The organism is Ectopseudomonas oleovorans, assembly GCF_003052605.1.
Classification (GTDB): domain Bacteria; phylum Pseudomonadota; class Gammaproteobacteria; order Pseudomonadales; family Pseudomonadaceae; genus Aquipseudomonas; species Aquipseudomonas oleovorans_A.
Genome location: NZ_QASO01000037.1, coordinates 14,933 through 39,068, shown reverse-complemented (window position 1 = coordinate 39,068; position 24,136 = coordinate 14,933). Strand labels below are relative to the sequence as shown.

Annotated in this window: 23 protein-coding genes; all 23 read right to left on the bottom strand. The window is 63.8% G+C overall.

The window, feature by feature from the left end; translation table 11 throughout:
- Window positions 1–58: 58 nt before the first annotated feature.
- The gene (locus DBO86_RS06670; RefSeq protein WP_012205979.1) at window positions 59–820 is read right to left on the bottom strand and encodes a TIGR03747 family integrating conjugative element membrane protein; all 762 of its coding nucleotides are present in this window, start codon (window positions 818–820) and stop codon (window positions 59–61) included.
- On the bottom strand, window positions 817–3,000 hold the full coding sequence (traD, locus tag DBO86_RS06665; protein ID WP_108233288.1) for a type IV conjugative transfer system coupling protein TraD: 2,184 nt from the start codon (window positions 2,998–3,000) through the stop codon (window positions 817–819). Before traD ends, DBO86_RS06670 begins: the two co-directional genes overlap by 4 nt.
- A gap of 4 nt (window positions 3,001–3,004) precedes the next feature.
- Window positions 3,005–3,553 carry an integrating conjugative element protein gene (locus DBO86_RS06660; protein ID WP_014596100.1) on the bottom strand — a complete coding sequence of 183 codons (549 nt, stop codon included), beginning with the start codon at window positions 3,551–3,553 and terminating at the stop codon, window positions 3,005–3,007.
- On the bottom strand, window positions 3,550–4,155 hold the full coding sequence (locus tag DBO86_RS06655) for a transglycosylase SLT domain-containing protein (protein WP_012205976.1): 606 nt from the start codon (window positions 4,153–4,155) through the stop codon (window positions 3,550–3,552). The genes DBO86_RS06660 and DBO86_RS06655 overlap by 4 nt, the downstream gene beginning before the upstream one ends.
- A complete protein-coding gene (locus DBO86_RS06650) occupies window positions 4,137–4,874 on the bottom strand; it encodes a TIGR03759 family integrating conjugative element protein (RefSeq protein ID WP_012205975.1) in 738 nt (245 codons plus the stop codon). The genes DBO86_RS06655 and DBO86_RS06650 overlap by 19 nt, the downstream gene beginning before the upstream one ends.
- Before the next feature lie 14 nt (window positions 4,875–4,888).
- Window positions 4,889–5,530 (bottom strand): hypothetical protein, encoded by a 642-nt coding sequence (locus DBO86_RS06645; protein ID WP_012205974.1) that lies wholly within the window; start codon window positions 5,528–5,530, stop codon window positions 4,889–4,891.
- A complete protein-coding gene (pilL2, locus tag DBO86_RS06640) occupies window positions 5,527–6,105 on the bottom strand; it encodes a PFGI-1 class ICE element type IV pilus protein PilL2 (RefSeq protein WP_012205973.1) in 579 nt (192 codons plus the stop codon). The genes DBO86_RS06645 and pilL2 overlap by 4 nt, the downstream gene beginning before the upstream one ends.
- A gap of 142 nt (window positions 6,106–6,247) precedes the next feature.
- A complete protein-coding gene (locus DBO86_RS06635) occupies window positions 6,248–7,969 on the bottom strand; it encodes a UvrD-helicase domain-containing protein (protein WP_108233287.1) in 1,722 nt (573 codons plus the stop codon).
- Entirely contained in the window at window positions 7,966–9,768 is a 1,803-nt protein-coding gene (locus DBO86_RS06630) for an ATP-dependent nuclease (protein WP_012205971.1), read from the bottom strand. The genes DBO86_RS06635 and DBO86_RS06630 overlap by 4 nt, the downstream gene beginning before the upstream one ends.
- A gap of 172 nt (window positions 9,769–9,940) precedes the next feature.
- On the bottom strand, window positions 9,941–12,220 hold the full coding sequence (locus DBO86_RS06625) for a helicase-related protein (protein WP_108233286.1): 2,280 nt from the start codon (window positions 12,218–12,220) through the stop codon (window positions 9,941–9,943).
- 103 nt (window positions 12,221–12,323) lie between these two features.
- Window positions 12,324–13,469 (bottom strand): DUF6094 domain-containing protein, encoded by a 1,146-nt coding sequence (locus DBO86_RS06620; RefSeq protein WP_279630252.1) that lies wholly within the window; start codon window positions 13,467–13,469, stop codon window positions 12,324–12,326.
- Between the two features lie 40 nt (window positions 13,470–13,509).
- Window positions 13,510–14,160, bottom strand: coding sequence for a hypothetical protein (locus DBO86_RS06615; RefSeq protein ID WP_026383901.1), 651 nt, complete (start codon window positions 14,158–14,160; stop codon window positions 13,510–13,512).
- An 83-nt stretch (window positions 14,161–14,243) separates the two neighbouring features.
- Window positions 14,244–14,651 (bottom strand): hypothetical protein, encoded by a 408-nt coding sequence (locus DBO86_RS06610; RefSeq protein WP_108233284.1) that lies wholly within the window; start codon window positions 14,649–14,651, stop codon window positions 14,244–14,246.
- 93 nt (window positions 14,652–14,744) lie between these two features.
- Window positions 14,745–15,443, bottom strand: coding sequence for a DUF3275 family protein (locus DBO86_RS06605; RefSeq protein WP_108233283.1), 699 nt, complete (start codon window positions 15,441–15,443; stop codon window positions 14,745–14,747).
- Window positions 15,444–15,538: 95 nt separating this feature from the next.
- A complete protein-coding gene (locus DBO86_RS06600; RefSeq protein WP_108233282.1) occupies window positions 15,539–16,366 on the bottom strand; it encodes a DUF932 domain-containing protein in 828 nt (275 codons plus the stop codon).
- Window positions 16,367–16,516: 150 nt separating this feature from the next.
- Window positions 16,517–17,431, bottom strand: a complete 915-nt coding sequence (locus tag DBO86_RS06595; RefSeq protein ID WP_026383897.1) for a DUF3577 domain-containing protein — start codon at window positions 17,429–17,431, stop codon at window positions 16,517–16,519.
- 378 nt (window positions 17,432–17,809) lie between these two features.
- Entirely contained in the window at window positions 17,810–18,622 is an 813-nt protein-coding gene (locus DBO86_RS06585; protein WP_108233281.1) for a GTPase, read from the bottom strand.
- A gap of 280 nt (window positions 18,623–18,902) precedes the next feature.
- On the bottom strand, window positions 18,903–19,181 hold the full coding sequence (locus DBO86_RS06580; RefSeq protein ID WP_012205964.1) for a hypothetical protein: 279 nt from the start codon (window positions 19,179–19,181) through the stop codon (window positions 18,903–18,905).
- A 94-nt stretch (window positions 19,182–19,275) separates the two neighbouring features.
- Window positions 19,276–20,013, bottom strand: a complete 738-nt coding sequence (locus tag DBO86_RS06575; RefSeq protein ID WP_108233280.1) for a DUF5983 family protein — start codon at window positions 20,011–20,013, stop codon at window positions 19,276–19,278.
- Window positions 20,014–20,227: 214 nt separating this feature from the next.
- Complete coding sequence (locus DBO86_RS06570) at window positions 20,228–20,620, bottom strand: hypothetical protein (RefSeq protein WP_009876579.1); 393 nt, start codon at window positions 20,618–20,620, stop codon at window positions 20,228–20,230.
- A gap of 21 nt (window positions 20,621–20,641) precedes the next feature.
- Window positions 20,642–20,854 carry a hypothetical protein gene (locus DBO86_RS06565; protein ID WP_009876578.1) on the bottom strand — a complete coding sequence of 71 codons (213 nt, stop codon included), beginning with the start codon at window positions 20,852–20,854 and terminating at the stop codon, window positions 20,642–20,644.
- Window positions 20,855–21,185: 331 nt separating this feature from the next.
- Window positions 21,186–21,431 (bottom strand): hypothetical protein, encoded by a 246-nt coding sequence (locus tag DBO86_RS06560; protein ID WP_102774530.1) that lies wholly within the window; start codon window positions 21,429–21,431, stop codon window positions 21,186–21,188.
- A 523-nt stretch (window positions 21,432–21,954) separates the two neighbouring features.
- The gene (locus tag DBO86_RS06555; protein ID WP_108233279.1) at window positions 21,955–23,967 is read right to left on the bottom strand and encodes a DNA topoisomerase III; all 2,013 of its coding nucleotides are present in this window, start codon (window positions 23,965–23,967) and stop codon (window positions 21,955–21,957) included.
- Window positions 23,968–24,136 lie beyond the last annotated feature (169 nt).

The window sequence follows — 24,136 nt, the reverse complement described above, 5'->3', positions numbered from 1 at the left end:
GATCAAAGGCGTATCAGGCCGCAAACAATAAGAACCTGCGGATGACCGGATTGATGGCCTAGAGGTACTTCTTGAAGCTCCCTGCAGTCAGGCTCACGGCCAGCCCCAGCAAGCCGGCGCTGGGCAGCAGGATCAGCAGCGGATGCACCGAGATCGGCAGCGCCAGGTACGTGACCCAGGGCAGCACGGCCAGCGGCATCAGGCTCGCTTTCGCTCGGTGATAGATAAAGCCGGATTCCCGGCCTGCGCCGAACCGGCGCACATCCCGCCGTACCAAACCGTCGATCAGGCCGACGAAAGCGGCCGTGAAGATCAGCGGCAGCGTGAGCGCCAGGACCAGCAGGCGCACGAGGAAAGTAAGCGTCGTGAAGGCTGCGGCGATCAGGTAGCTCTCCGTCCAGACATAGACCTGGCTGATGAAGTAGCGGAAGTTGCGCCCTCCGTCCTGGTTTTTCCCCTGGCTGGGCGCGCGGGCGCGCTCGGCGGTCTGGCTCATGCGCTCCAGGAGCCCTGATCGCACGAACACCCATTCATAACCCGTGTCCACCAGCTCGTGCGCCGTTCGCCCCGGCTCCTGCACGACCACGCTGCGCGTGAAATGCTTGGACAGGTGCCCCAGCTCGTACTGCAACATTTGCTGGGAGTGCTGCCAGCCCTGGTCTTTCCAGAACAGGTGCATGCCGATGCACTCCATCAGGATCGAGAACAGCAGCGAGCCGACCAGCACCCCGAGCAGCCGGAGCGGCAAGGTGATGGTGCCGACGATCAAGCCCTGGCGGCGGTTCTGCTCGCGCTGCGCAGTCGAGGCGGCATCGCTCATGGCGCGGCCTCTTCGCTGGCCGTATCGCCCGTGCCGGTGATGGGTGTGGTGATGGCCGTCTCATCGAGCAGATCGTCCGGCAAGGCCGCGTCCTGCAAGACCGGGGAGCTGGTGAACTCCCACCACTGCGTGGCCTCGCTGTAGCTCTGGCGCATGTGCCCGGCCAGTTGCTGCAAGTCCGCCGGCATCACTTCATCCGGGTCTGGCGCCGGCAACGGCATACGCACCTTCCAAAGCTGACCGCCCTGCAGCAGCGCGAAGCACTGGCCTTTGGGCAGGCCGACGATGTGCGATGGCTCGATCATCGGCACGCTGGACATGCTGATGCGGTCCTGGGTGTTTGACGTAAAGTCTGTCGCTCCACGAATATCGGAGCTGTCGGTCGCGCCGCTGACGATGGTGGTCGTATAGACCTCGACCTTCGGCAATTGCCGGGTCAGCAATTCAGCGGTAGCCGTCTCGCGCACGCGCAGCATGAACAGGTTGTTGAAGTTGCCGATCACCTGACCGGCCTTCGCGCGGTTGCCAATGCGTGCTTCGATGTCCGAGAGCGTCTGTGTGTACGCGGTGACTTGCAGGCCAGCGCCGCCGCCCTTGTTGATCAGCGGGATGAACTCGTCGCCCATCAACTCGTTGAACTCATCGGCATGGACGTTGATCGGCACGCGCGAGCCAGCCGATGCGCCCGGCAGGCCGTCGTCGATCCCGTGCTTGTAGATGTGGCCGGCGACCGAAACCAGGTCGGAGAACATGGAATTGCCGACTGCGGCGGCGACCTCGGCGTCGGACAGCGCATCGAGGCCGACATAGACCACGGCGCGCTTTCGGATGACCTGCATCCAATCGAAGATCGGGCGTGGGTCGGCCAGGTCGGAGTAGTTCGGGGCCAGAAGCTGGGCGATCTTGCCGCTGGTGAGCTTCTCCAGCAGCGGCAGCAGCGATGCGACGATCTTGTCGAAGTAGGTCTTGTCGTAGCGCACTGCCGAGCGCAGGCCGTCGAGCACCGGGTCGTAGTTGCGCGCCTGCGAGAGGTACTGCTCCAGCGCCACCACGCGCTTTTCGCGCCCGATCATGTTGCGCGGGATGTTCTTCTCGTTGAGCTTGGCCTCGATCTGGACGATGACCTCCCAGGCCTTGGGCTCGGTCTTGGCGAAGTAGTGTTGGGCGTACTCGATGAACAGCGCGTCGATGTTGATGACATGCCGCTGGATCAGCATGTAGTCAGGACGCTGCCCCAGTTCCACCAGGGCACGGGCGATGATGTTCACGAAGCGCCAGGCGAACTCGCGAAATGCCGCGCTGTTGCCTTCCCCGGAGAGCTGTCCTGCAACACGGGTGGCCACCTCGCTGATGCGCCCAAAGCGGCCCACAGCGTTGTAGCGCGCGGAAATGTCGGGCCAGCCCAAGTGGAAGACATAGAACTCGCCCTCGCGCCCCGCGCGCTTGGCCTCGACGTACACTCGCTTCAAAAGATCGGCGTCGCCCTTGGGGTCGATGACGATGACGACCTCGTGCTCGCCGTCGGCGTTCTTGCGCCGGATGTCCTGAGTCACGAACAACTCGGCCAACCGCGTCTTGCCCACGCGCGTGGTGCCCAGCACCAGCGAATGCCCGACGCGCTCACCCAGCGGTAGGCTGACGTCCACCTCATCGGGTTCGATGCCGTGCAGGCGCGGCAGGCCGCCCACAGGCGGCAGCGGGCGCACCGGGTTGAAAGGCACATCCCAGCCCGTGAGCGCAGGTAGCCGGGACAGCGGGAATGGCGCGAACTCCAGCCGTTCCTCCAGCCTGCGCGCCAGCCGGTAGGCCGGCGTCAGCTCGACGTAGCGGCGAAATTCCGGTCTGTATGTCTGCATCAGCCGATGGGTATGTTTCTGCTCCCACAGAAATCCGCGTCCCACGAACAGACGCTGCTGGCTGACCGGCACGTCCTTGCTGGTCATCACATAGCGCGGCAAGCGGCGAATGTTGCGTCGGTAGCGCAGGATGACGCGGGCATCGCGGTAGCGGATGGCACCGTAGATGCAGAACGCCAGCGCACTGCCGACGCCCATGGCGGGGCTCAGCGCGAGCGACCACGGGGCCACCAGGGACAGAAACGCGGCGCCTGCACACGCCGCGACGGTATAGAACTCCACCGCTGGGCGCAGCAGAACCTCGACCGGCTGTTTCCCCGACATGGCTTCATTGCTCGATGCCGGTGGCTGTGATCAGCACCGGGTAATGCCGCAGACCCAGGCGCTCGGCCAGGTCGTCACCGGCCACAGGCGCAAGGGGCACGCCGGGCACCAGGGCGCGCAGCCGTGCCAGGCCCTGCATGGTCTCGACGTTAACCACCAGGCCCACCGCGCCGCGCTCGCGCAGCGAGCCCGCCTGGCGAAGCAGCCAGGCGTGGGAAGCTTCGTCGTCGCCGACGACTACGAAAGGCCGCAGGCCCGGTGCCTCGATCACGCGCCGCGCGACGGTGCCAGGCGTGAGCTTGGCACTGCGCACCGGCAACATCGCGGCCTCATCCATGGGCGTGGCGGGCACCGGGAGCATCGGGATGGGCGGCCCGGCCGGAGCATTGGCGCGCGGCTGAAGGTTCAGAGCCTCGTAGTACGGCAGCGCCGACGTGCCGCCACGGTCTTCGACGACGATCAGGGGCTCTCCGGCGCGCGAGGCCAGTGGCAGAGCCGCCAGCAGCACGAGCAGGCCCTTCAGTGTGAGATGGGTCAAATGGGATGTTTTCATGGGGTGCTCTCCTGGTGCACGGCGATGGCCGCGGCGGTTGGGTGTGTGCCCTGCACACGGGCAAGGTGGCGCGACACGCTGCGCCGGTAACGAGCCGCAGGTTCTCCGCCCGCAGGACGGTGGTAGCGACCGATCGCCGGCAACCAGTCCTCGCCCGAGGTGTGCTGCTCTTTCAGGATTTCAGCGGCGATGGCGAGGTTGCTGTATGGGTCGAGCAGGTCGCACGGGCTGGCGTAGCGCTGCTGGTGGTAGCCGAGGTTGATCTGGCCCAGGCCCGCGTCGATGCGTGTGTGCGGCGTGGCGCGCATTGCCTGCTGCAAACCAGCGCAGGCGTCGGCACGGGTGGTGAAGCGGCGCGACTGACCGGCGACGTTGAGGGACCACGGCCACGGGACGATGCGCCCGTTGCGGCGGATGCCGCTTTCCTGCAAAGCCACGGCGTAGAGCACCGTCGAGGGGATGCCCGCGCGCTGTGCGGCAAGCTGGTAAGCCGGTGGCGGAAGCTCCTGGGCATGGGCGGCGCAGGCGCACAGGCCCGCCGCGATCACCAGTGCGCGCAAGCACTGCGAAACGGAGGTGGCCGCTATGGCTGGCGCTGCCATTGACCGTTCACCTCGCGCACGACCGCAGGAAGGTCTCCGGGCAAGCTCAGCGACAGCCACCGCCCGCCATCATGGTTGAGCGTGATGCCACCGCTGCGCACGCGCGCCGGATCGACGTTCGCACGCTTGGCCCAGTCGCGGATGCGCGTGTCGTCTTGGCGGCTGCCGACCATGTACAGGTCGAACTCGGTGCCGGAGGATTGCAGGCGCTGCACGAGTTGCCCGCAGGCCGCGCAGCCGTCCTTGACGAACACGGCCGTGCGGCCTGAACCGCGCAAGGGATTGGCGCTTGTGCCGGCGCCGGGTTTTTCGTCAGGCAGGTTCACCCGCTGCATGCCGGGACTCAGGCGCTGCCAGGCCTGGTCGTAGGCACGCTGGTAGGCGAGCAGCTTCTCGATACGGCGCGCCTCGACCTGCACCTGCAGCTCTGCGTAGCGGCGCCGTTCCTCGTCGGTGCGCGCCTCGATGCCCAGGGCGGACAGTGGGTCCAGGTTGGGCGAGTAGATGCCCAACGGCCCGTCCATCAGCTCGCGATAGCGAGCCCACTCCTGCGGTTGCAGGCCCCAGTCGCCTGCCACTCGGTCGTCCAGGGAGCGAGTAACCAGCGGGCGCTCCTGGCTGTGCGCACTGCCGGCGGGAGCCGTGGCCGGCTGCTGCGCCCAGGCGGGCAACTGGGCAGACGCGAGCAGGAGCGCGGAAAGGATGATCGACGGTTTCATGTCGTGCGCTCCGCTCAAGGAATCGCCATGCGACGGGTCTGGTCGCCGGCCTGGAACACCGCAGTGTTGCCCTCGACTGCCTGCAGGCGCCACGGGCCGACGGCATCGCCGGGAAGCAGCACTTGAAGCTGGTCGGGCGTGAAGTTCCCGTTATTCGGTGTGACGGACAGGCTGCGCTGGCCGGCGCGAAGTTCGGCGCCGACGATGCGGAACGGCAGTGGCGGCGGTTCTGGTTTGGCGGTGGGCCTGCTCGGTGAGCGCGGCTGGGCGGGCGCTGCGGCACGCAGGGCGCTTGGGCGTGCCTTGATCTGCTCGACTTCCGCACGAAGCGCCTGAAGGTCTTCGGCAGCGGCATAGCCGCTCAGCGTTGTCTCGACCTGGGCGGCGCGTGCTTCCAGGCGTTCGCGGGTATCTTTGAGGTCTGCCGCTGTTGCGACGACTGGACGCTGCTGGATGGCCTCAATGGTCTCGGCCAGGCCCACCGCCTGCGCTTCGAGACGTTGCAGGCGGGAATCAAGCAGCGTCTGGTCGGCCTGGTCGTTCATGGTCTGGTAGCTCAGGGCAGCGAAAACGCTGAGGCTGATCAGCCAGAGCCACATTAGGCTCTGCAACACCACGGCGGAGATCGGGCGCCGGGGAGCCTGCGCGGTATTCATGGCTGGCCTCCCGAAACCGAAGGCATCAGCGGAAACGTCTGCACCGCCTCGGCAACAGGCGGCTCGTGTGCGTGCTCGGCGGTCGCACTGCCTCCAGGCTGCTCAAAGCAAATCTGCCGTGCCCGTTCATCCGCATGCAGTTCCCAGGCCGGGCCGGCCAGGGTGAGCAGCGCATCGCGCAAGGTCATGGGGCCAAGATGCCGGTGCGCCGCCGGCAGCGGCAGCGCATACAACTCGGTCACGGCGCTGGGCGTCTCGCAAAGCTGGTAGCCACTGCGTTTGAGCACATGCCGCAGCCCATCGCCCACCGTGGCGCGGGCATCCTCGGGCATGGACACGTCGATGGTCTGCAACAGCAAGTCACGCTGCGCCGCCGTGGGTGCCAGCTCGACCAGCGTGTAGCGGCCATAGCGCACGACGGGAATGAACTCGGGTGCCTCGGGTTCGGGAGCGGAGGAGACGCCTTCTATGGCGTCTGGCACCAGCGGCGCGGTGGTGGTCGCGCAGCCGCTGGCCAGTGCTGCGGCCAGGAGACCAGCGCCGACCAGACGCCGGGATACAGGGATTGCGGGCATGGCATCGGCTCTTCTGTTGCGATGCCGATACCTTGGCGGAGCGCCGTTGAGCGGTCAGCTAGGAATGCGGACTGATGGACGACCGCTTTTTCAGAAACATGCGAAGACCGTGCTGATTTGGACAGTACTCGCTACCAGCTGATTACAAAAAAATGCTGCGGTCTCCCGATGGCGTCAGGATTGTTGCTCTCTTCATAGCTCTTGTGACTGCGACCCGCAGTGCCAAAAGGGCTTGGCTTTGACGAGAAGTATCTGCATTCGCAGGCACAATTCGTCCAGCATATCGCCCTTCGTAAATCAGTACCTCGTCAAACTCCTTACCCTTTGCTTTGTGAATGGTCATGAGATGAACTCCACGCCATTCCTTGGCGGCTGCTGTGAAATGCTCCTGCAGCAAAGCGCCCCGGACAGCTTCGATAGCGCCGACATACTGTCCTTGGGATCTCCAAAGCTCTGACAAAGACGCCCGCAGGTTTGAGCCCTTGTGAAGCAGGCGGAGATACTTGGCATCAGCGGCAACGCGCGACAGTTGGCCAACGGCAGACGTCGCGAGAAGCCCCCGCGCAGTCAACCAGTCTTCTTCAGGATGGCCGGTGAATACGACGTCCTGGCGAAGCGCTGCTAGGCGCGCGCACTCGCTGATCAACGCTTGGCGATTCTTGCCGCGGATCTTTCCGGAGACCAAGTATTGGTCGATGGCGTCGGCCATGTCGAGTTCCGCCTGCGCAGGGCGTTTGGTGCCACTGCGGCCCCGGATGTGGGTATGTAAGGCGGAGAGTAGCCGCGCAGCCAGAAGCTCCGAAGGGCCTCCTTCCATTAGCGTGGCGATGACGTTTGCCGCAAGCGCCGGGGATTCCGCGTCCATCGCCACCTCGTGGCGAAGGTTGGGCATGCCATCGGACTCCGCGGAGAGGTAGTCGGACACTTGAAGCATGAAGGCCTTGGATGGGACGAGCACTGCGATGGACCAGGCCGGCTCCTTGCGAAGTCGCTTGATTGCCTGGATGAGCTGGGCCTTCGCATGGAAATGCGGACCCCTTCCGTAGTACACGCCGTACTCGACCACCGACACATTGGCATAGACGGCGCCCTTGTTTTTCCCGGTGAGCAAGTCTGAACCGTACGTTGCGATGTCGGTTCCGGCACTGCGATGATTCTCCCCTTCAAACTCGACTGGCAAGGGGTCGAACTGGTCCACGAATTCCTTGAGCCGCTGAGGATCGGCGCCGCGGAATTCGTAAATACGCTGGTCGGGGTCGGCCAAGGCAATGATCCTGCAGCCGCGTCCAAGCTCGCGGACCATCGCCCATTCGTCGGCGTTCGTGTCCTGGAACTCGTCCACGACGAGTATCGGGTAGGTCGCTGTGTAGATACCTGCCAGCCGCCGGCTGCGGCGCAGCAGTTCAGCCGTCAACTGGGCGAAGAGGTCGAAGTGGAGCAGCCCCTCTTCATGGAAAAGGCGCAACTTCTCCTGGTGATGCTGCTCCTTGGCAAAGTGAGCCAAGCGCGCGGAGCCCTCGGGAGGTGGTAGGAGCTGGAGCGGCTTTCCGTTGTTGAGCAGATAGCCATGACTTCGCAGAACGCTCCATGCGAAGCCGTGATAGGTGTTGACATCTAGAAGTCTCAGATCATCCGCGGTGATGAGTTCCTTGGCTTTCTCAAGGACCCGTGCCACTGTGGGCCTCGCGAAGCTGAGAAACAGGATGCGCTGGCCTGATAGGAGCTTTGCTGATCGAATCTCGTCCCTGGCTTTGACCAGGGCGACATGCGTCTTTCCGGAGCCTGGACCACCCATGGCGAGCACGTGCCCCGTGCTTTGCAGAAAGTCCCTCTTCTGCGGTGTCCAGTCTTGTTCGACCGTCATAACTCTTCGTCATCGAACGGTGCTGCCGCCGCTGACGGCACGGGTGGCAGCGGCGGAGGTTCGACGGTGATGTGGATCACCCGCAGCGTGTCCCGGACATACTGCGGCATCTCCGCCTCGGTGCAGCACCCGAGCAAGTCGCCGGCATCGCCGCTTCCCTTGGCCCAGCCAAAGAATTGCCGCAATGCGTCGCGAATTTGCTCCACGGTCTGGGCGGCGTTAGGAGTTTTGGCGATCAGATGGTTCGGCCACGCGTTCTCCGCGACGAGGCTGAGCGCATATCGACGAAGGGCTGCCTCCGCGGTGTGGTGCAGCACTACGTTCTCGAAACCTTTCTCGGCAGATTCAAATGAGTGGTGCACGGCGGCCTTGATGGCAGCGGAAGCGGCTGGTTCCTGCTTGTCGAACACAGCAAAGACCGTCTTGCCCAAGTCTCTAAAGAACTTGCCGAGAGGCGCAACCTGCGCATCGGTTTGCGCATCGATGACGGCCACCCCCAGGGCCTCAAGCGTCTTGTATTCTGTGGGGTTCAAGTCGTTAAGCCGGCGCGCCGCTGCAGGTATCGCATCGAACTCCGTTCGACCTTCGACAACAAGTACATATCGGGCAAGCAGCGCTTCACAGAAGCGGGCCCTGAACTCTGCCTTGTATGCCTTGGGCTTGACCGCTGGTGGGTATGTCGCCAGCATCGCAGAAAGCTTGCCCCCGTCACGCCGCAGCACATGCATCTCGGACGGCGCGAATTCTTCGAGCACATAGGGCGAGTGCGACGTGAAAAGCGCCTGTGCCGACGTCTCGCGCACGCTGTTAACGATGCGCTTCTGGGTATGTGGCGGAAGGGCGATCTCGGGCTCCTCCATCGCGAAGATGACGTTCTGCTTCAGGCCCGCGATGATAGATAGCAGCGCCAGCACCAGTGTATTGATCGTGCCGGTGCCCTGATGGTGATATGGCGCGCAATAGGTGCTGCCGTCCGGACGCTTCGCACCGGTGCCCATGAAAACGGTCAAATCCTTGCGCAGGGCCTCTCTAGTGAGATCCGACACGCGCATGTGAGGTTCCTCTGCCCAGTCAGAAGGAACGAATCGGCGAACAGCGTCCTGGACGTCCTTCAAGAGCGGGGCGATGCCGAGTTCCGGCTTATCGGCCACGGGGAGTTTGCGCAACTCGTTCAGCAGGTCTTCCCACATCGTCACGCGCTTGTCTTGAAGCCTGAGGATGACATCAAGCAACGACCCGCGCTCCAGGCTCAATGCCCGCGCCCCTGTCCTCAGCGTCCGGAGGTACAGGAAGCCGCACTTGCGCTTGTCGGTCGTTTTGAAAGTTGGGTGAGTACCTTCAGCTAGCACTGGGGTCGCGAAGAAAGTATTGCCCGTGAAGTCGTCTTCTTCCTTGTCGTAGCGACCCTCGAAAAACACCCGCAGCGCGGCCGACACGTCTGACGCATCCGTGCCTTCCGGGGGCGGGCCTACGAGTAGCGTCTTTTCCGTGGCGGACCACCACTCGATGTGGTCACGAAAGTGTCGCTGCTGCTCGGCGGACAGGTCACTGACGATAACTTCAATCCGAATGAGAACCGGATCTCCCTCTTCATCCAGGTAGCGCCCGGCGTGGAAGTCGTGCTCGTCGATGACGGGTCTTCGGGAGAGCCGTTCCGGGCCGAGGACGAGATCTATGGCCTCCAGCAGCGTTGACTTCCCGACGTTGTTGTCACCGAGAAATACGCTGTGGCCTGACAGCGTCACGATGCCGGATTCAATCCCACGAAACTTTTCGACCTTGACTTTTGCAATCTGCATTGGCTCCCCCGATTCTGCTCATGTGAGTTTAGCCAGTAACCAATCGTTTCTCCAAAGAGAGTCCACACTGAATCTGAAAGGACGCAGCCACGTCCTGCGGAGACTGCGGGACGTGGCTGCAAGGTGGGAAGAACAGAAAGCCGGCGGCGCTAGGCCGGCGATGGCGTGGAAATTAGGTAGCGACCAACTGCCGGGCCAGTGCGACCTCGACGGAATCGCCGTCCTGGTTGAGCACATCCAGCCCCGATTCGGGCACATCGCCCGAGGTGGACTGCGAGACCATGATCTTCTTGGCCATCAGTTCCAGGCAGGTCATCTGCGAGGAACCGGCGTAGCCGAGGTAGATCACGCGCACGGGCTGTTTCTGCCCGATGCGCCAGGAGCGGCGTGCTGCCTGTTGGAGCGAGTACACGTTGTAGCCACTTTGCATGAACACAATCGTCGGGAACTCCAACAAATCCAGTCCCGTCTTGACCAGCTCGGGATTGGTGACGAGCACGTCGATGCCACGGTCCAGTTGCTCGGCGATCCAGTCTTCTCGGCGGCTGGCATCCACGCTTGCGCGCAGTACCGCCACCTTGAAGCCCTCCTGCTCCAGCAGCCCCTTCAGGCGCGACGTGGTGTCGCGCGTGCCGGTATAGACCGTGTAGGCCAGAACCTTGCGGCCCTGTTCCTTCTCCGCTTTGCAGATATCGATCAGCTCACGCTCCTTGGGGCTGATCTCGAACTCATTGAACTGAGCCGGGACAAACGCCAAGGTGTTGCGCGTGCGCGGATGCACCACGGTCTCCGACCGGAAGCAGCAATCCGGCCAGGCCAGCAGCACGTTGAGCACCACCCCCAGCAAGGTCGTATCGCGTCGCGCCAGAGCCTGTTTCAGCTCTGCGGTCAGCCGACCCGCCAAATCGCGGTAGGCCGCAGCTTGCGCCACGTCCATCTGGACTTCACGAAACTCCTCGTCATACGGCGGCAGGACGTTGCCGCCGATGTCCTTGAGCTTGAGGAAAATCGTGAACGGCAGGATGCAGCGCAAGACGCCTTTCGGGCCGAAGCCGGGAGCCTTGACCGTGCGCACCGATACCTTGGTGCCCTTGGCCGTCTTGTGCGCCGTGCCGGCGCTCTCGGAGTAGATGTCCTTGAGGACGCCGTGATCGCGCATGAACGCCATCGCAGCCGAGGTCATGCTGCCGCTCGTGGTCGGGCGGTAGCCGTCTTCGATCATCCGTCCTGGCAGTGCCCGGAACAGCAGGTAGAACAGATCATCGCCGTAGCCGCCCATTAGCGTGCCGGTCAGCAGCAAGGTCTTGCGAGCCTTCGCCGCCAGCACGCCCATGGCCTGGCCCTGGGCACTGCCACCGTTCTTGTACTCGTGTGCCTCGTCGGCGATGAGCAGGTCGAACGTGCCTTGCGGCAGGTAGCGTTTGATGAACTCGGACGGTTGGTAGCCGCCCTCGCCAAAGCCAAACTCCATGTTGGCCATCGCACGTTCCATGCGCGTGGCCTGACGGTCGGAAAACACCAGCTCGCCGTTGCCATCCATGAGGTTGATGAACTCATGGATGTTGTCACCCAGCATCGAGGCCAGGAAGCCGTCACCGAACTTCTGCATCAACTTCTGCGCGGTGACTTCCCCGATGGTAGGGATGCGCTTCAAGGCTTTGAGGACGACCGAGGACTGGTCGCTGCCGGACAGGCTGCGCGGGCGGATCAGCGTCCACAGGGGCGCGGCGCAGTGGCTGCACTTCCTGCGGGACTCCTCGGCTTCGAGCCCGATCGGGTTGACCGGCTCGCCGTCGAGGTCGGTGATGAGTGTGCCGCAGTCCGGGCAGGCCGCCACGTCGCCGTGGCGGGTGCGCCGCTGGTTGAAGACCGGCTTCCAGTGGAACCCCATCCGCATCCTGACGCGCCCCAGGATGAAAAATTCCTGGCCTGTGGGCGGCACACCCAACTGCTCGCGCAGCTTGATGAGCTTGACCAGCGTATCCGGGCCATTGAGCACCCAGACCTTGGCGCCGGCCACCGTCTCCTGGATCTCGCGCCGCCACTTGTAGACCAAGTGGGGAGGCGAAAGCACCAGGGTACGGCGGTAGCCTTCGGCGTTGAGCACGGCGGCCGTGGCGATGCCGACAGTCGTCTTGCCGCAACCCATTTCGCCATTGACGATCGCAGCGCGTTCGCCTTGATCGACCAACAGCTCGGCGGCGGCATGGACAACGTCGGCCTGGGCCTGGAACAACTTGCGCTTGAGGCTGGCAACAACGAGTTGTCGCTGCGCCTGTGCTTGACCGGCATAGACCGGCGGGTTGGCGCGGTTGAGAGAGTCGAGCAGTTCGTCGCCGAACTCGCCGACAAAATCCTGAAGGCTCAGTGTGAGAGGGTTGGATTCCGCTTCAAGCAGTTCGCCCTGTACGGGCTCTGCATCGTTAGCGGTGGTGTCGAGATCAACGGACATGGTGGTGCTCCAAAGAAAAATGGGACATGCACCACCCCAGCGGGGCGATGGCATGCCCCGTGGTGGGAAGAGAGACGGCGAGCCGTCGGCGGTGGAGAAACGATCAGCGGATGGTCAACACCTCGCCCCGCGTGGCGGAACCTGGCGTCATGTCCCACGCGCGGATCACGGGAACGAACTTGTCGGTGAGGATGCGCGTCTCGGCAATCGAGCCGTCTTCGCGTTCGGTGAATTCCCGCTGGAGCGTCTTGTCCTTGTGGGTGTCACCTTTGACGACGAGTACGCGCCCCGTCTTGGATTGCACGACTCCCGAGATCGCGCCCGCGGCCAGAGCGAGGGCGAGATGCCAGTGGGACAAGGCTCGCGCCGGAGGACGCAGCGTCTGCTGCGCGGCTCCCAACTGCGTATCCCGCGACGGCCAGAGGCCTTGCAGCCTGCCAACCTCATCGGCGAACTGCTCCGGCTCCATCGTCACGCGGAAGAAATGCCCCGGCTCGGCCGGACTGGCGGGGACGATGTACGGCAGGAACGGCCACTCGCTCGGCAGCTCCTCGGCTTCGACTTCGCCAAGCCCAACCTGCAGCAGCAGATTGCGCACGGCCTTGACGCCATCGGGCGTCTGCTCGCGCTGGCGCACCCGGCGTCCGAAGATCACCACCTGCTTGAACTGCGTTTCCACCGCTCGGTAGATGCGCAGGTCGGTGTAGTGGCGCGTCAGCCAGCCGACCAGCTCGGCGTCGAGCACGTAGCCGGGAACGATGAAGACCAGCACGCCGCCGTACTGCAACAGGGGCAGCGTGCGCTGGTAGAACAGTTTTTCGAGGCGGGCACGGCCCTGACCCTGATAGCCAATGTTGCCGTTGACGTCCTTGGACAGGTCGCCATATGGCGGATTGAGCCAGAGCAGCCCGAAGGACTGCTTGGAAATCATCGTGTCCATCAGATCCGCGTGCAGGCAGTGATCGACCAGGCTGCGGGCATGGCGCGCCCGCTCTGCGTCGAACTCGACGGCGAACGCCTTGGCCTGCTCGCGCCCCAGGGCATGAGCCGCTTCGGCAATCGCCACGCCTTCGCCGGCGCAGGGATCGAGGATGCACATCGGCCCATTGGATTCAGGCGCACTGGGCATCAGTGCATTGAGGGCTCTTTCGAGCGTCGGTTCGTCGGTCGGGAAGTACCCGTTCTTCACGAAATTGCGGGCGAGCCGCGGGAACATGAGAGCCATGGAAGTCTCCTGGTTGGCGGGGATAAATGGCGCAGGCGGGCCTTGGCGTACCTGCGCAGGTGGTTCAAGCCGCTACCGTTTCCGGCGTCCAAATCTTGGCCGGGTATGGGTAGGCGGTGAGCACGTCACTGCGGATCAGCGAGCCGAGCGCCTGGGTCAGCGCCGGCACGTCGATGGCGAGCCGATGGCCCACCAAAGGCCCGAGGGCGAATGGCAAACGGGTCAGCATCTCGCGGCTTTGCAGCAGTTCCAGCACGGTTTCGCGCCAGTGGTCGAGCAGTGGCAGTGGGCAGGTGTCCTGCACCAACGGCCACAGGCGGTCAAATCGGTGGTCGCTATCGCGGGGCAGCAATGCCAGTGCGCTGGCGTTGGCCTTGTCGGGCTTGACGCAGCGCCGATCGAACAGCCACACGTTGGACAGCGAACCGAACAGCGTTCGCCGGTAGGCGCGGGTCATGCGCTTTTCCAGGCGATCGACGTTGCCGACGAACACCGGAACGCTGCCACCCTGGTCGGTGATGAGGTGGAACTGCTCCAGTCCCTGCTCGTCGCGCCCGAGGGTCAGGCGAGCCAGGAACTGCTGGACGGCGGTGTCCCGCGCCCAGATCGACAGGAAGATCAGGTTGCCCTGGTCATCGCCGACGCAAGCGTCGGCCATCACGTCCGGGCATTCGTCGATGCGGTACAGCGTGGTGGAGGAAGTGTTTGCGGGCATGGTGATGTCCTCGGATGAGAGGGAACAGCACCGCCCGCAGGGGCAAGCACTGCCCCTTGGGGTGGAAAGAAAAACGCCCTGGTTCAGACCGTCAGCGCCGTAGCTGGGGCCGTGCTTGCCTTGGGTGTGCGCCGCTTTGCGTGGTAGGCGCGAACGTCTGCACGCCATTCGGCGGACTGCTCCGGTGCGAGGTCCAGATAAGACAGCGGGCACGAGTAGTAGTACGGGTGCATGGATTCGTCCAGCGGCTTGTAGCCCCACTGGCCGCCGCTGCGCTCCAGCAGATCGCAGCGGATGGTGCACAGGGACTGGCCCGGTGCGAGATCACGGTGTACGCCTTCGGCCTTGGCTGTGACTTGCGTAACAGACCAGAGGACGTTGCCACGCAGCGCGTGGGCGATGACCTTAACGCTGGCGCGCTCGGTCTCTTGCGGTGCAATCAACTCCGCGATCAGTTCAGACCGTGATTGGGGTGAGAAATACCAGCCCATGAGAGGCCTCCTGGAAAATTGAGCCAGAAGCCTCCCCGGTGGGGAAGGCCCCCAGCGGGTGGATGAAGTACACCGCAGATGCGGTGTCCAGTACTACGCAGGTTGCAGTTCGGCCTGGCGGCTCCACTCCTGCGTCTTGAAGTCCAGCGCGTAGCCCAGCTCGCCCAGGCGGACGATCTGCGCGCGCAAGGTGCGGCGGTCGATGGTCGAATCCAGTTTGACGGACTCGCCCAGCGGCCAGAGCAGGCTGAACAGCGCGGCGTCGCCATCTTCGGTACTGCCGGGAGCAGTTGCCGCAGAGGGCGTCGGCGCATCCACGCCGAAGGGCGTGGTATCAACCAGCGGGTCCGTGGATGCCTGCACTGGTGCGGGCTTGGCGGGCCTGGAAGTTTTGCTGGGCTTGGCCGGTGTTGCCGGCGTTCCTGCAGGCTGTGTGCCCAACTCTTCATCAAGTGGATCGAGGTCCTGGGTGGCGAAGCTGCGTGCCTCGTCACGGCTCAGTTTGTCGATGTCGTAGAGCGTCATTCCGTCCAGGCTGGCGCGGATCTCGAAGCGCATGCCGCCACCGACCGGGTAGGACTTCGGGAAGATGTACCTGATGATGAACTCCCCGTCGTACTTGCCTTCGGGGTATTGCTCCAGCTCCGGGTCCTTGACCTCGAACGTACCAAGGTGCGTGGCGAGGCGTCCGACCGTGAAGGGGCCGTTCTTGCCGCGGATGGTACGCAGCGTGAGCTGGCCGGGGACGATGATGGGCGAAACCGATTGCTCGGGTGCCGATTTGGCTGTCATGGTGGTACTCCTGATGATGAATGACGGACGGCTGGTGGCAGCCGGTGGATGAGAGGAAATGAACCTCGCCCGAGGTGGGCAAGGTCCACTTGGCATCACGCCTTGAGCTGGCGCATGCCTTCGGCCAGGAGCCACAACGCCCGGTTCAGGCGCAGGTTCTGGTCGATGCCTTGCACCGGGCGGGTGCGCTGATTGCGGCCATTGGCCGAGCGTCCATTCAGGCCCCCCTTGACGAGGTTCTCTTGGACACGGTTGAAGACGGCCCACAGGTCATCCCTGCGGTCGTCCCAGCGCCTGGGCGCGAGCAGTTGACGCTCCGTGACAGGCGTCGGCTTGGCAGGATCGTCGTACTTGAGTGCCAGCGCTGAGTGCGCGAAGATTTCTGCTTCGCCCTCATCGAGGGTGATGGTGCACATCGCATCGCGCGAGTCCTTCACGCGCTCGAAGCCTTCAAGGACTTCGTAGGCGCCTTCGATCACCTGGCTGGCCACATCCCCCTTGTGCGGGACACGGATGTCGGCGGTGGTATCGCCGCAGACCAGGCCGTTGTGGCAGACGAATCTGAACATGCCTGCCAGCATCTGGTAACTGCTCGTGCCGTCGTGGCTGTTGAGCAGGATGATCTCGTTCGCCTCGTCGCCGTTGATCTGGCTGGCATGGCGAAGTCGGATGAGATGCTTGGTGTGCTCGCGCCGATCCTCGTTGCGCACGCGCGTCTGGCACACCATGAAGGGCTCGAAACCCTCCTGGCGCAGCTTGGCGAGCACGGTCGAGGTCGGTATGTAGGCATACCGCTCGGATCGGCTCCCATGCGGAGCGTCGGCGAAGATTGATGGAGCAATGGCGCGAATGCGGTCGTCCGAGAGCGGGCGATCTGAGCGCAGGATCGGGGACTGCGGAGCAAAACGGGATGCCAGAGACATGGCTGTTCTCCTGTGAAAAATGCGACAACCGCGCGGCCGTCTGACCACGCGGAACTCGGGGGAAGAAATGCGCGAGCGCGCTATGCGGATGGAGGACGCTGCAGATGCAGCAAGGAGAAGCGGCAAGGCCCCATGAGGGGCCATGCCGGATCAGAACGAAGCAGCCAATGCCGGCTCCTGCTCCTCGACTTCACCTTCGGGCTCGCACTCGGCGGGCTCGGCAGGCTGATCTGCAGCGGGGGCGGCGTCCTCGGCTTCGGGCGCGGGAGCGTCCTGGGCCGGCGGCGAATCTGCTTGCGCGGGGCTCGTCGGATAGACCTTGGTGCCGTCGATCTTGATCAGGCCGATGTGGATCAGTGTCGAATCCAGGCTTGCGGCCGGTTCCCCAGCGCGCTCACCCTTGGTGCGGATGTACGGATCGATCTTCATGTCGTTGAGACGGAAAGCGATCAGCACCTTGCAGTCCCCTTCGATGGCCTGCACGCACCGGCGAACCAGATGCTCGGCTTCAGGGGTGGTGACGATGGTGTCGAAGTACCGATACTCCGGTTCATCGACAGGCCCGGCCAGAGCGGCGACGGTGCAAGAGAGGAACGGGTCGCCATCTTTGGGTGTGACGTCCTTCGGACGGCTGAGGTAGCCGATGCCGCGGGTGACCAGCTCGTGCTGCCTGATCGAAGCCAGTTCGGCCCGGTCAAGCGGCTCGGCCTTGAGCAGTCGCGCCTTGAGGGACGCGGCGGCTTGGCCTTTCTGCTCACCCTTGTCGCGGATATACGCATCGCCCCACAGGTCGCCGAGGCGAAAGCGCACCAGTGGGCGCTGCTTGGGATCGTCAACGCCGATGTAGCGCTCGACCAGCTTCTTGGCCTCGGCACCCGAGACCTTGACGTCGAAATAGCGATAGCTGGGATCCTTTGCGGAACCGACCAGCGCGGCGATGGTGCATGCCAGGAAAGGCTGCGCACGGCGGCCGCCCCGAACAGGCACTTCACGGGCACGCTGGATGTAACCGATGCCCGAGGTGTGGAGGTCGAAATACGATTTCTCGTTGGACGTGGTGCTCATGGTGAATCTCCATAGGGATGAAGCGGAGACACACCGGCCCCACGCAGCGGGGAAAGGTGCGTAACCCCGCGATGGGTTGATAAGGCGAAAGCATCCACCACCAGAGACTGGTGGCCGCTCGCGGATGGATGCGGTGCGAGCTGGCTCGGTCACGCAGTGGGAACTGCGCCGCAACCTCGAAGACCGATGGTTGCCTGGCATGTCGCTGACAACGTCAGCAGGCATGGGCTCAGCATGGCCAGGCCTCGCGCGCGAGGCAGCCATCAATCGGTATCCGATCGATTCCCTTTGATGAAATCTCCCACGGCAGAAAAAAGGCCCTCCTTCCGAATGGAGGGAGAGCCTGTGGGGGCATGTCGCCTGGTACTTTTCGTGGTGTCACGCCGGTACAGCGCGGCGCCGTCGGGACGTCTCCGCGCCGATCACGCTCACATCGATCAGGCGCCAACGTCCGTCGTCGACGAGTCGCTCCAGCACTTCGCCGAGCATGTCGAAATACACCTCGTCGTGCCGATCGACCAACTCGCCGTCGCGGCGCAGCTCCACCGCATAGGTATCGCTGCCGGGCTGGTAGAGGATCGTCACCTGGCCGGCGAACTTCGCGGTCGAGACCGTGAAGCTGATCGCAGGAGGTGTCTCGATGATCTTGGAAGGCTTGGGATCGACCCAGGTGAAGTCCCGGGCACCCGCATCGACCAGCATGTGGGTGATCCGCCGGAAGCCATCGGGCGCCGGCATTTCCTCCAACTGCTGGATGAGCTGGCCCAGTTCCATGCACTGCGGCTCGGGGATGGGCAGCTTGGCCGGCGCAGAGCCGAGGATGTGCGTCTTGACGGTGTAGGGAACCCCGTCGGACGTCATCTCGGTGCGCTCTTCCGGGGTGTCCGCGCGCAGCCCATCGAAACGGTGCCGTGCGTAGGGTTGGACATGCACCTTGGTGCCCTCGCTGGGAACGGTGGTCACCAGGTTGGGATCGAGTACCGCGAACTCGCTGGGCTTGAGCTTGACGACGATGGCGTCTTCGCTGGCTGCGACCACCTTGCCGTCGAAGGGCTGGGGATCAATGACAAAGCCCAGTGTCGAGGACTGTGGCTGATCATCGAACACGCGGTACTTGAACGACCGCACGTTGCGGGGCACATGGCCTGCGACCAGCGAAGGCATCAGGGTCTTGATAAGAGAGCGATCCATGTGAATCTCCTTGAGGAAGAACAAGGGATTCCCCGCCCGCAAGGGAGAGGTCCCTTGTGGGTGGATGGGCGCGATGCGTCCGTAGAAAGAAACAACCAGCACGGTTTCCCGCGCTTGCAGCCTTGAAGGTCTTGGCTGCCTGGGCATGTGTCGGCAACGCCGACGAACATGGGGTAAAGATGGCCCTTGAGTGAGCGGCCTGCGCTCAGGAAACCGCACCGCGCCGCACCCGCTTTCCTGCGCCGCGACAAGAAAAGGCCCCTCGAAAGCGGCTGGGTGGTCAGACTTGGTACACGAAGTAGTGTTCGCGCTGACGTGGAAAGAACACGTGCTTCCACGAGTCGCCGCCGGTATTGCCGCCGTCGAAGACGACCATTTCGTAGGCATCAATGTCGGTGTCTGCCAGATCGGCGCTGGCGATATGGCGCATGTGCAGCATGCCGCTCAAGCGCTCGAACACCAGAATCTGGCCGATGGCGTCGTCCTGGCCCATGGCGTTGACGCAGGCTCCAAGCTGATGCTCGAAGTCGCGTGCGGGCGAGATGAGGTCGGGGAACATAAAGTGCTCCTATGGAATTGGACCAGCCCGGCTCCCAGAAAGGAGACGGGCTGGCATGGAGGGCAAAGAGGAAGGTGGGCGCGTGGTGTGTTTGCTAGGGCTCGGCCAGCGGCAGGCCCAGCAACACGGGCGCGTCAGCGTCGAGGATGAGGATGCGCACATCGGCCTGGCCAGCCAGCTCCAGGATGTTCGCCAGGTCGGCGGGTATGCCCTTGCTGCGGTGCTCCTGCCGAAGCTGCTCGGCGGTGATGCCCTCGGCGTGCTCCAGGTTCTTGTCCGTCCAGGGCGTGGAGATCAGCTTGACGCCGATCGCCGGGCTGTACGGAACCCGAAAGGCGATGAACAAAAAGGCCTCCGGCGTGGCAAGGTCTGCCAGATTGGCGAGGTACTGGCCGGTTTCCGGGCTGATGTGCGCGCTGCTGATCTCCCAGCATCGGCTGTAGTAGCCGGTCTCGAAACTCAGGCGCTGTACGACTTCCCGCGCGGCCTCGACCGAATAGCTGTCACCGACGTGGATCAGGCGACCGTCGAAGTCCTCGCCATGAATGGCATAGACCACGGCTCCGACCACGCCTTCGCCGTTAACGCCTTCATCGGCATCGCATTCGGCCAGCACCTCGGCACTCACAGGTTCAGAGTGGTTCGTGACCACCGCGAAATCGCTGGTGACGATGCAGGACGATGCAATCAGCTCCTCGTCGGAAAGGTGTTGCTGGCTCGGGTGGATATTTCGCCACACATGCGGGCTTCCGTCCTCGTAGCTGATGCACAGCGTTCGGACGATTTTCAGATTCCAGTAGCCGCGTACAAAGGGGTTGGGATTCTGGGTCATAGGATTTCTCCAGATTGAATAATGGAGCCAATCCCCGCCACCGGGAACTGGACCCCGGTGGGTTGAAAGTCGAAAAAGCGTCAGGCGGCACTGATCGATGGCTTTGGGCCAATCGGCGCTGGCTGACGGAGGGAAAATTGAGGGACATGGCCTGGTGGGCGCATGTCCCTCATGGGGTGGCGAACGACAAGGTGGTGATATTCCGGAAGCTGGCTCACCAACCGCTGTAGTTCACCAGCAGGTCGGCGATGACCTTGCGGCGTTGCAGATCGAGACCGTCGAAGTCCGACAGTCCTTGGAAGTGGCAGCGCTTGAGCATGGCACCGCCCTCGCGCGCGTTGTAGAAGCTGAACATGGCGGACAGGAACATGCGTTCTCCGCTGCTCAGGACGCCGAGAGCGTCGTTGGCACGCAGCATGTCGGGACGCAGATCCCACTTGCTCTTGGCCTGGTTCAGGCCTTCGCGTGTGCCGTCGCCAAACCATTGCGGGCCAGCGATCTCTACACCGCGCTTCCAGGCCTCGAAGAAGGCTTGGGGCGCGGCGGCGAAATGCTGCTCTTCCCGCATGATCTGATCGACGACTTCCTGTGGCAAAAGCTGGTTCATGACGTGATTCCTCCAGTTGGATCAGGGCGTGGCGAGCTGGGACCAGCCGCCTCTTTCTAGGGCACGTTGAGCCGCGACATAGCTGCGGAAGTACTCGCTGGATTCCCGCGAAACGGGACCTTCGGTATCGCGCGTGCCGATGTAGTGGCCGGCGGCGCTATGCAGGACTTCGAGCGGCAGGAACTTGCCGCAATGGATCAAGGCCAACTGGCCGAAAGAGGCTTGCTGGGACATGGATGGGCTCCTTGGAGAAGCGAGGGCCTTGTCCCTCACGGGATGGCAGCTCCCGCACGCGGTGGATAAAAAGCATCGGCGTCACGGGGACGCGTGTCCGCAGACCTGATGCGATACGGACTGGCGGGTTACGCGGGAAGAACCCGCGGCAGCCTGGAACCCATGGCTGCTGGCATGTGCTGACGAATCAGCTAACATGCGGGCAGCTTGGTGCGGGGGCCGCGCTGCGTCAGTTGGAAAACGGCATTCGGCCCAGCCCGGATTGATGGCCGCCGAGACAGAAAACCCGCATCGAGTGCGGGCCGTCAGGGTGGTGCGTGGCTGCGTTGGCTCACTCGGGCGTGTCGCCCAGGACATGCTGCTTCCACAGGGCGAATGCCTCGTCCCGTCCCAGTTCGGCCAGGACCACAATGGGTTGCGCCTGCCGCGCACGCAGCGAAGCGAAATACGCCTTACGGTCGGCGATGGCCTTGAGATTGATGCCATCGATGAATAGCAGTTTGCCGCCCTTGATGAACAGCACCTTGTTGCCAAGGTCGCGCTCGAACGCGGCTCGTACTTTCTCCGGTTGTTGCATGCGTCGGTTTCCTGTTGCTGTGGCCGGCCATTGGCTCGGAACGTTGATCGGAGAGATAAAGGCGCCGAAGGCTCGCTGACCTTCGGCTCGGGAGGAAATAACCACCCGTGGGCTGTTGCAGGCCCGGTCGTCGCTAGAACCGTCTGCTCATCAGCAATCACACCCGGCCCATGTCGTGGCTGGGGCCGGCATCGTCTGGCGCACATCCGCGCACAAAGGGAGCCCGTTTTTGCGCCGGTGGGCACCGGCACTGAATACCGCTGACCACAAAGGGTCTCCGGGTGGCTCGCGCTGCCAGGCAAACCATCGGGGGACCCTTCGCAGTGGGCGGGAGAAACACAGACCAGCAGAACACGCGGGAGGCGGTTCGCGGAAAAACTACCTTCAGGTCCCGCAGCCGGGGACGGCTCGACGGGACGCGCACACGGACAAGAAGGCGTTGCGCGCTGGGCGACCCGCAGGGGCGTGCGGGACACGGGCCACTCCTTTGAAACAGGGTGCGGCCCACGGGAAACGGAGTCGGTTAGGCACCTTTGCGACCGCTGCTACGCGAGCGCGAAGCGCCACGCTTGGGCGGACCAGATTCGACCGGCAGCGTGCCTTTGCAGTCGGGGTAGCGACTGCACGACCAGAATGGACCGCTCTTGCCGGTGCGCTGGCGCGTCGATGCGCCGCACTGCGGGCATGCTGGTCCATGGGCAAGCTTGATGGACAGGGACATGCTGCCGTACTGCGCGATCAACTGCGAAATCCAGGCGGCCTGCTTGCTGATGAACACGTCCAGGGTGAGCTGGCCCGCCTCGATCATGTCGAGCGCCTGTTCCCACACGGCGGTGGTGCCGGGGTCGGCAATCGCCGCAGGCACGGCGTCGATCAGCGTGAACGCCGCATTCGATGCGCGAATGGAGCGTCCCTTCTTCACGATGTAGCCACGGGCGATCAGCACGCTGATGATGTTGGCTCGCGTCGCCTCGGTGCCGATACCCGTCGTGTCTTTGAGCTTCTGCTTCAGGCGCGGGTCGGTCACGAAGCGCGCAATGCCCTTCATTGATTTGACCAATTCACCCTGGGTGTAGGGCTTGGCCGGCATCGTCTTGAGCGCCTTGATCTCGACCTCGGCCACCTGGCACGCCAAGCCCTCACGCAGTGGGGGCAGCACCTGGCTGCGCGCCGTGTCGTCGCCGTCCTCATCCGCTTGCGGTTCGGCCAGCACCAGACGCCAACCCTTGACGACCACCTGTTTACCAGTGGCCACCAGCGACTGTTGGCCGCAGGAAAACTCAGCCACGGTACGGTCGAACTCGTGGTGCGGGAGGAACTGCGCCAGGTAATGCGCCCGGATCAGCCGGTACACCGCCAGTTCCTTCTCGCTCAGAGCAGAGAGGTTCGCGGGTTCGAGCGTCGGAATGATGCCGTGGTGCGCCGTGACCTTGCCGTCGTTCCATGCACGTGAGCGCTGGGAGCGGTCGAGCTGCCCCATGATCGGGCGCAGCGACGGGTCGGTATTGAGCAGGCTGTCCAGGACGATGGGCACCTCGGCGAACATGCTTTCGGGCAGGTAGCCGGAGTCCGAGCGCGGGTAGGTTGTGGCCTTGTGCGTCTCGTACAGGGCCTGGGCGATCTGCAATGTCTCCTGCACGTCCAGCCCGACCTGCCTGGAACAGACCTCCTGCAAGGTGCTCAGATCGAACAGTAGGGGCGGGCCTTCACGCACGCGCTCGGTCCCGACCGACACCACCTGGGCGCTGCCCGCAGCGCGAATCTGCTGCGCCGCCTGCTGGGCGACCGGCTGTTGCAGACAGCGACCGGCGTCGTCGGTGCAATCATCGGGCGCAACCCACTGCGCGGCGAAAGCCTGACCCTCTGCGGACAGAGACACGTCGATGGCCCAGAACGGCACCGACTTGAAAGCCGCGATTTCGCGGTCGCGATCCACGACCAGCTTGAGGGTCGGGGTCTGGACACGTCCGACCGACAGCACGCCGTCGTAGCCCGCCTGCCGCCCGAGCAGCGTGAACAGACGGCTGAGGTTCATGCCGACGAGCCAGTCTGCCCGCGAACGCGCCAGCGCCGAGTAATACATCGGCAGCGTATCGGACGACGGTCGCAGCTTGCCGAGCGCGGTGCGGATCGACGCATCGTTGAGCGCCGATAGCCACAAGCGCTCGATGGGGCCACGGTAGCCGCACAGGTCGATGATCTCGCGGGCGATCAGCTCGCCCTCGCGGTCGGCATCGGTGGCGATGACGAGATGGGTCGCCTTCGCCAGAAGCGCCTTGACGACCTTGAATTGCGTGGCGGTCTTGGGTTTGACCTCGACCCGCCACTGCTGGGGAATGATGGGCAACTGCTCCAGCGACCAGCGCTTGAGCGCCGCGTCATAGACCTCGGGTGCTGCCGCTTCTACGAGATGGCCGATGCACCAGGTAATCGTGACGCCGGAGCCGTTGAGGCAGCCTTCACCGCGCTGCGTCGCGCCGAGAATCCGGCCAATATCCTTGCCCTGGGAGGGCTTCTCGCACAAGAACAGGCGCATGTCCGTCCATCCGATTTCCGTGGTTCATTGAGTTGCTGGAATCGAGGATGCCGGGCACAGCCAGGGGCGGCAGCAAACAAGTCGCAAGCGGTGGCGACCACTTTCACAGGATGGAATGGCTGGGGCGGAGATAGCGTGCAGCCGGGGTGTGCGAGCCGGGAGCCGCGAT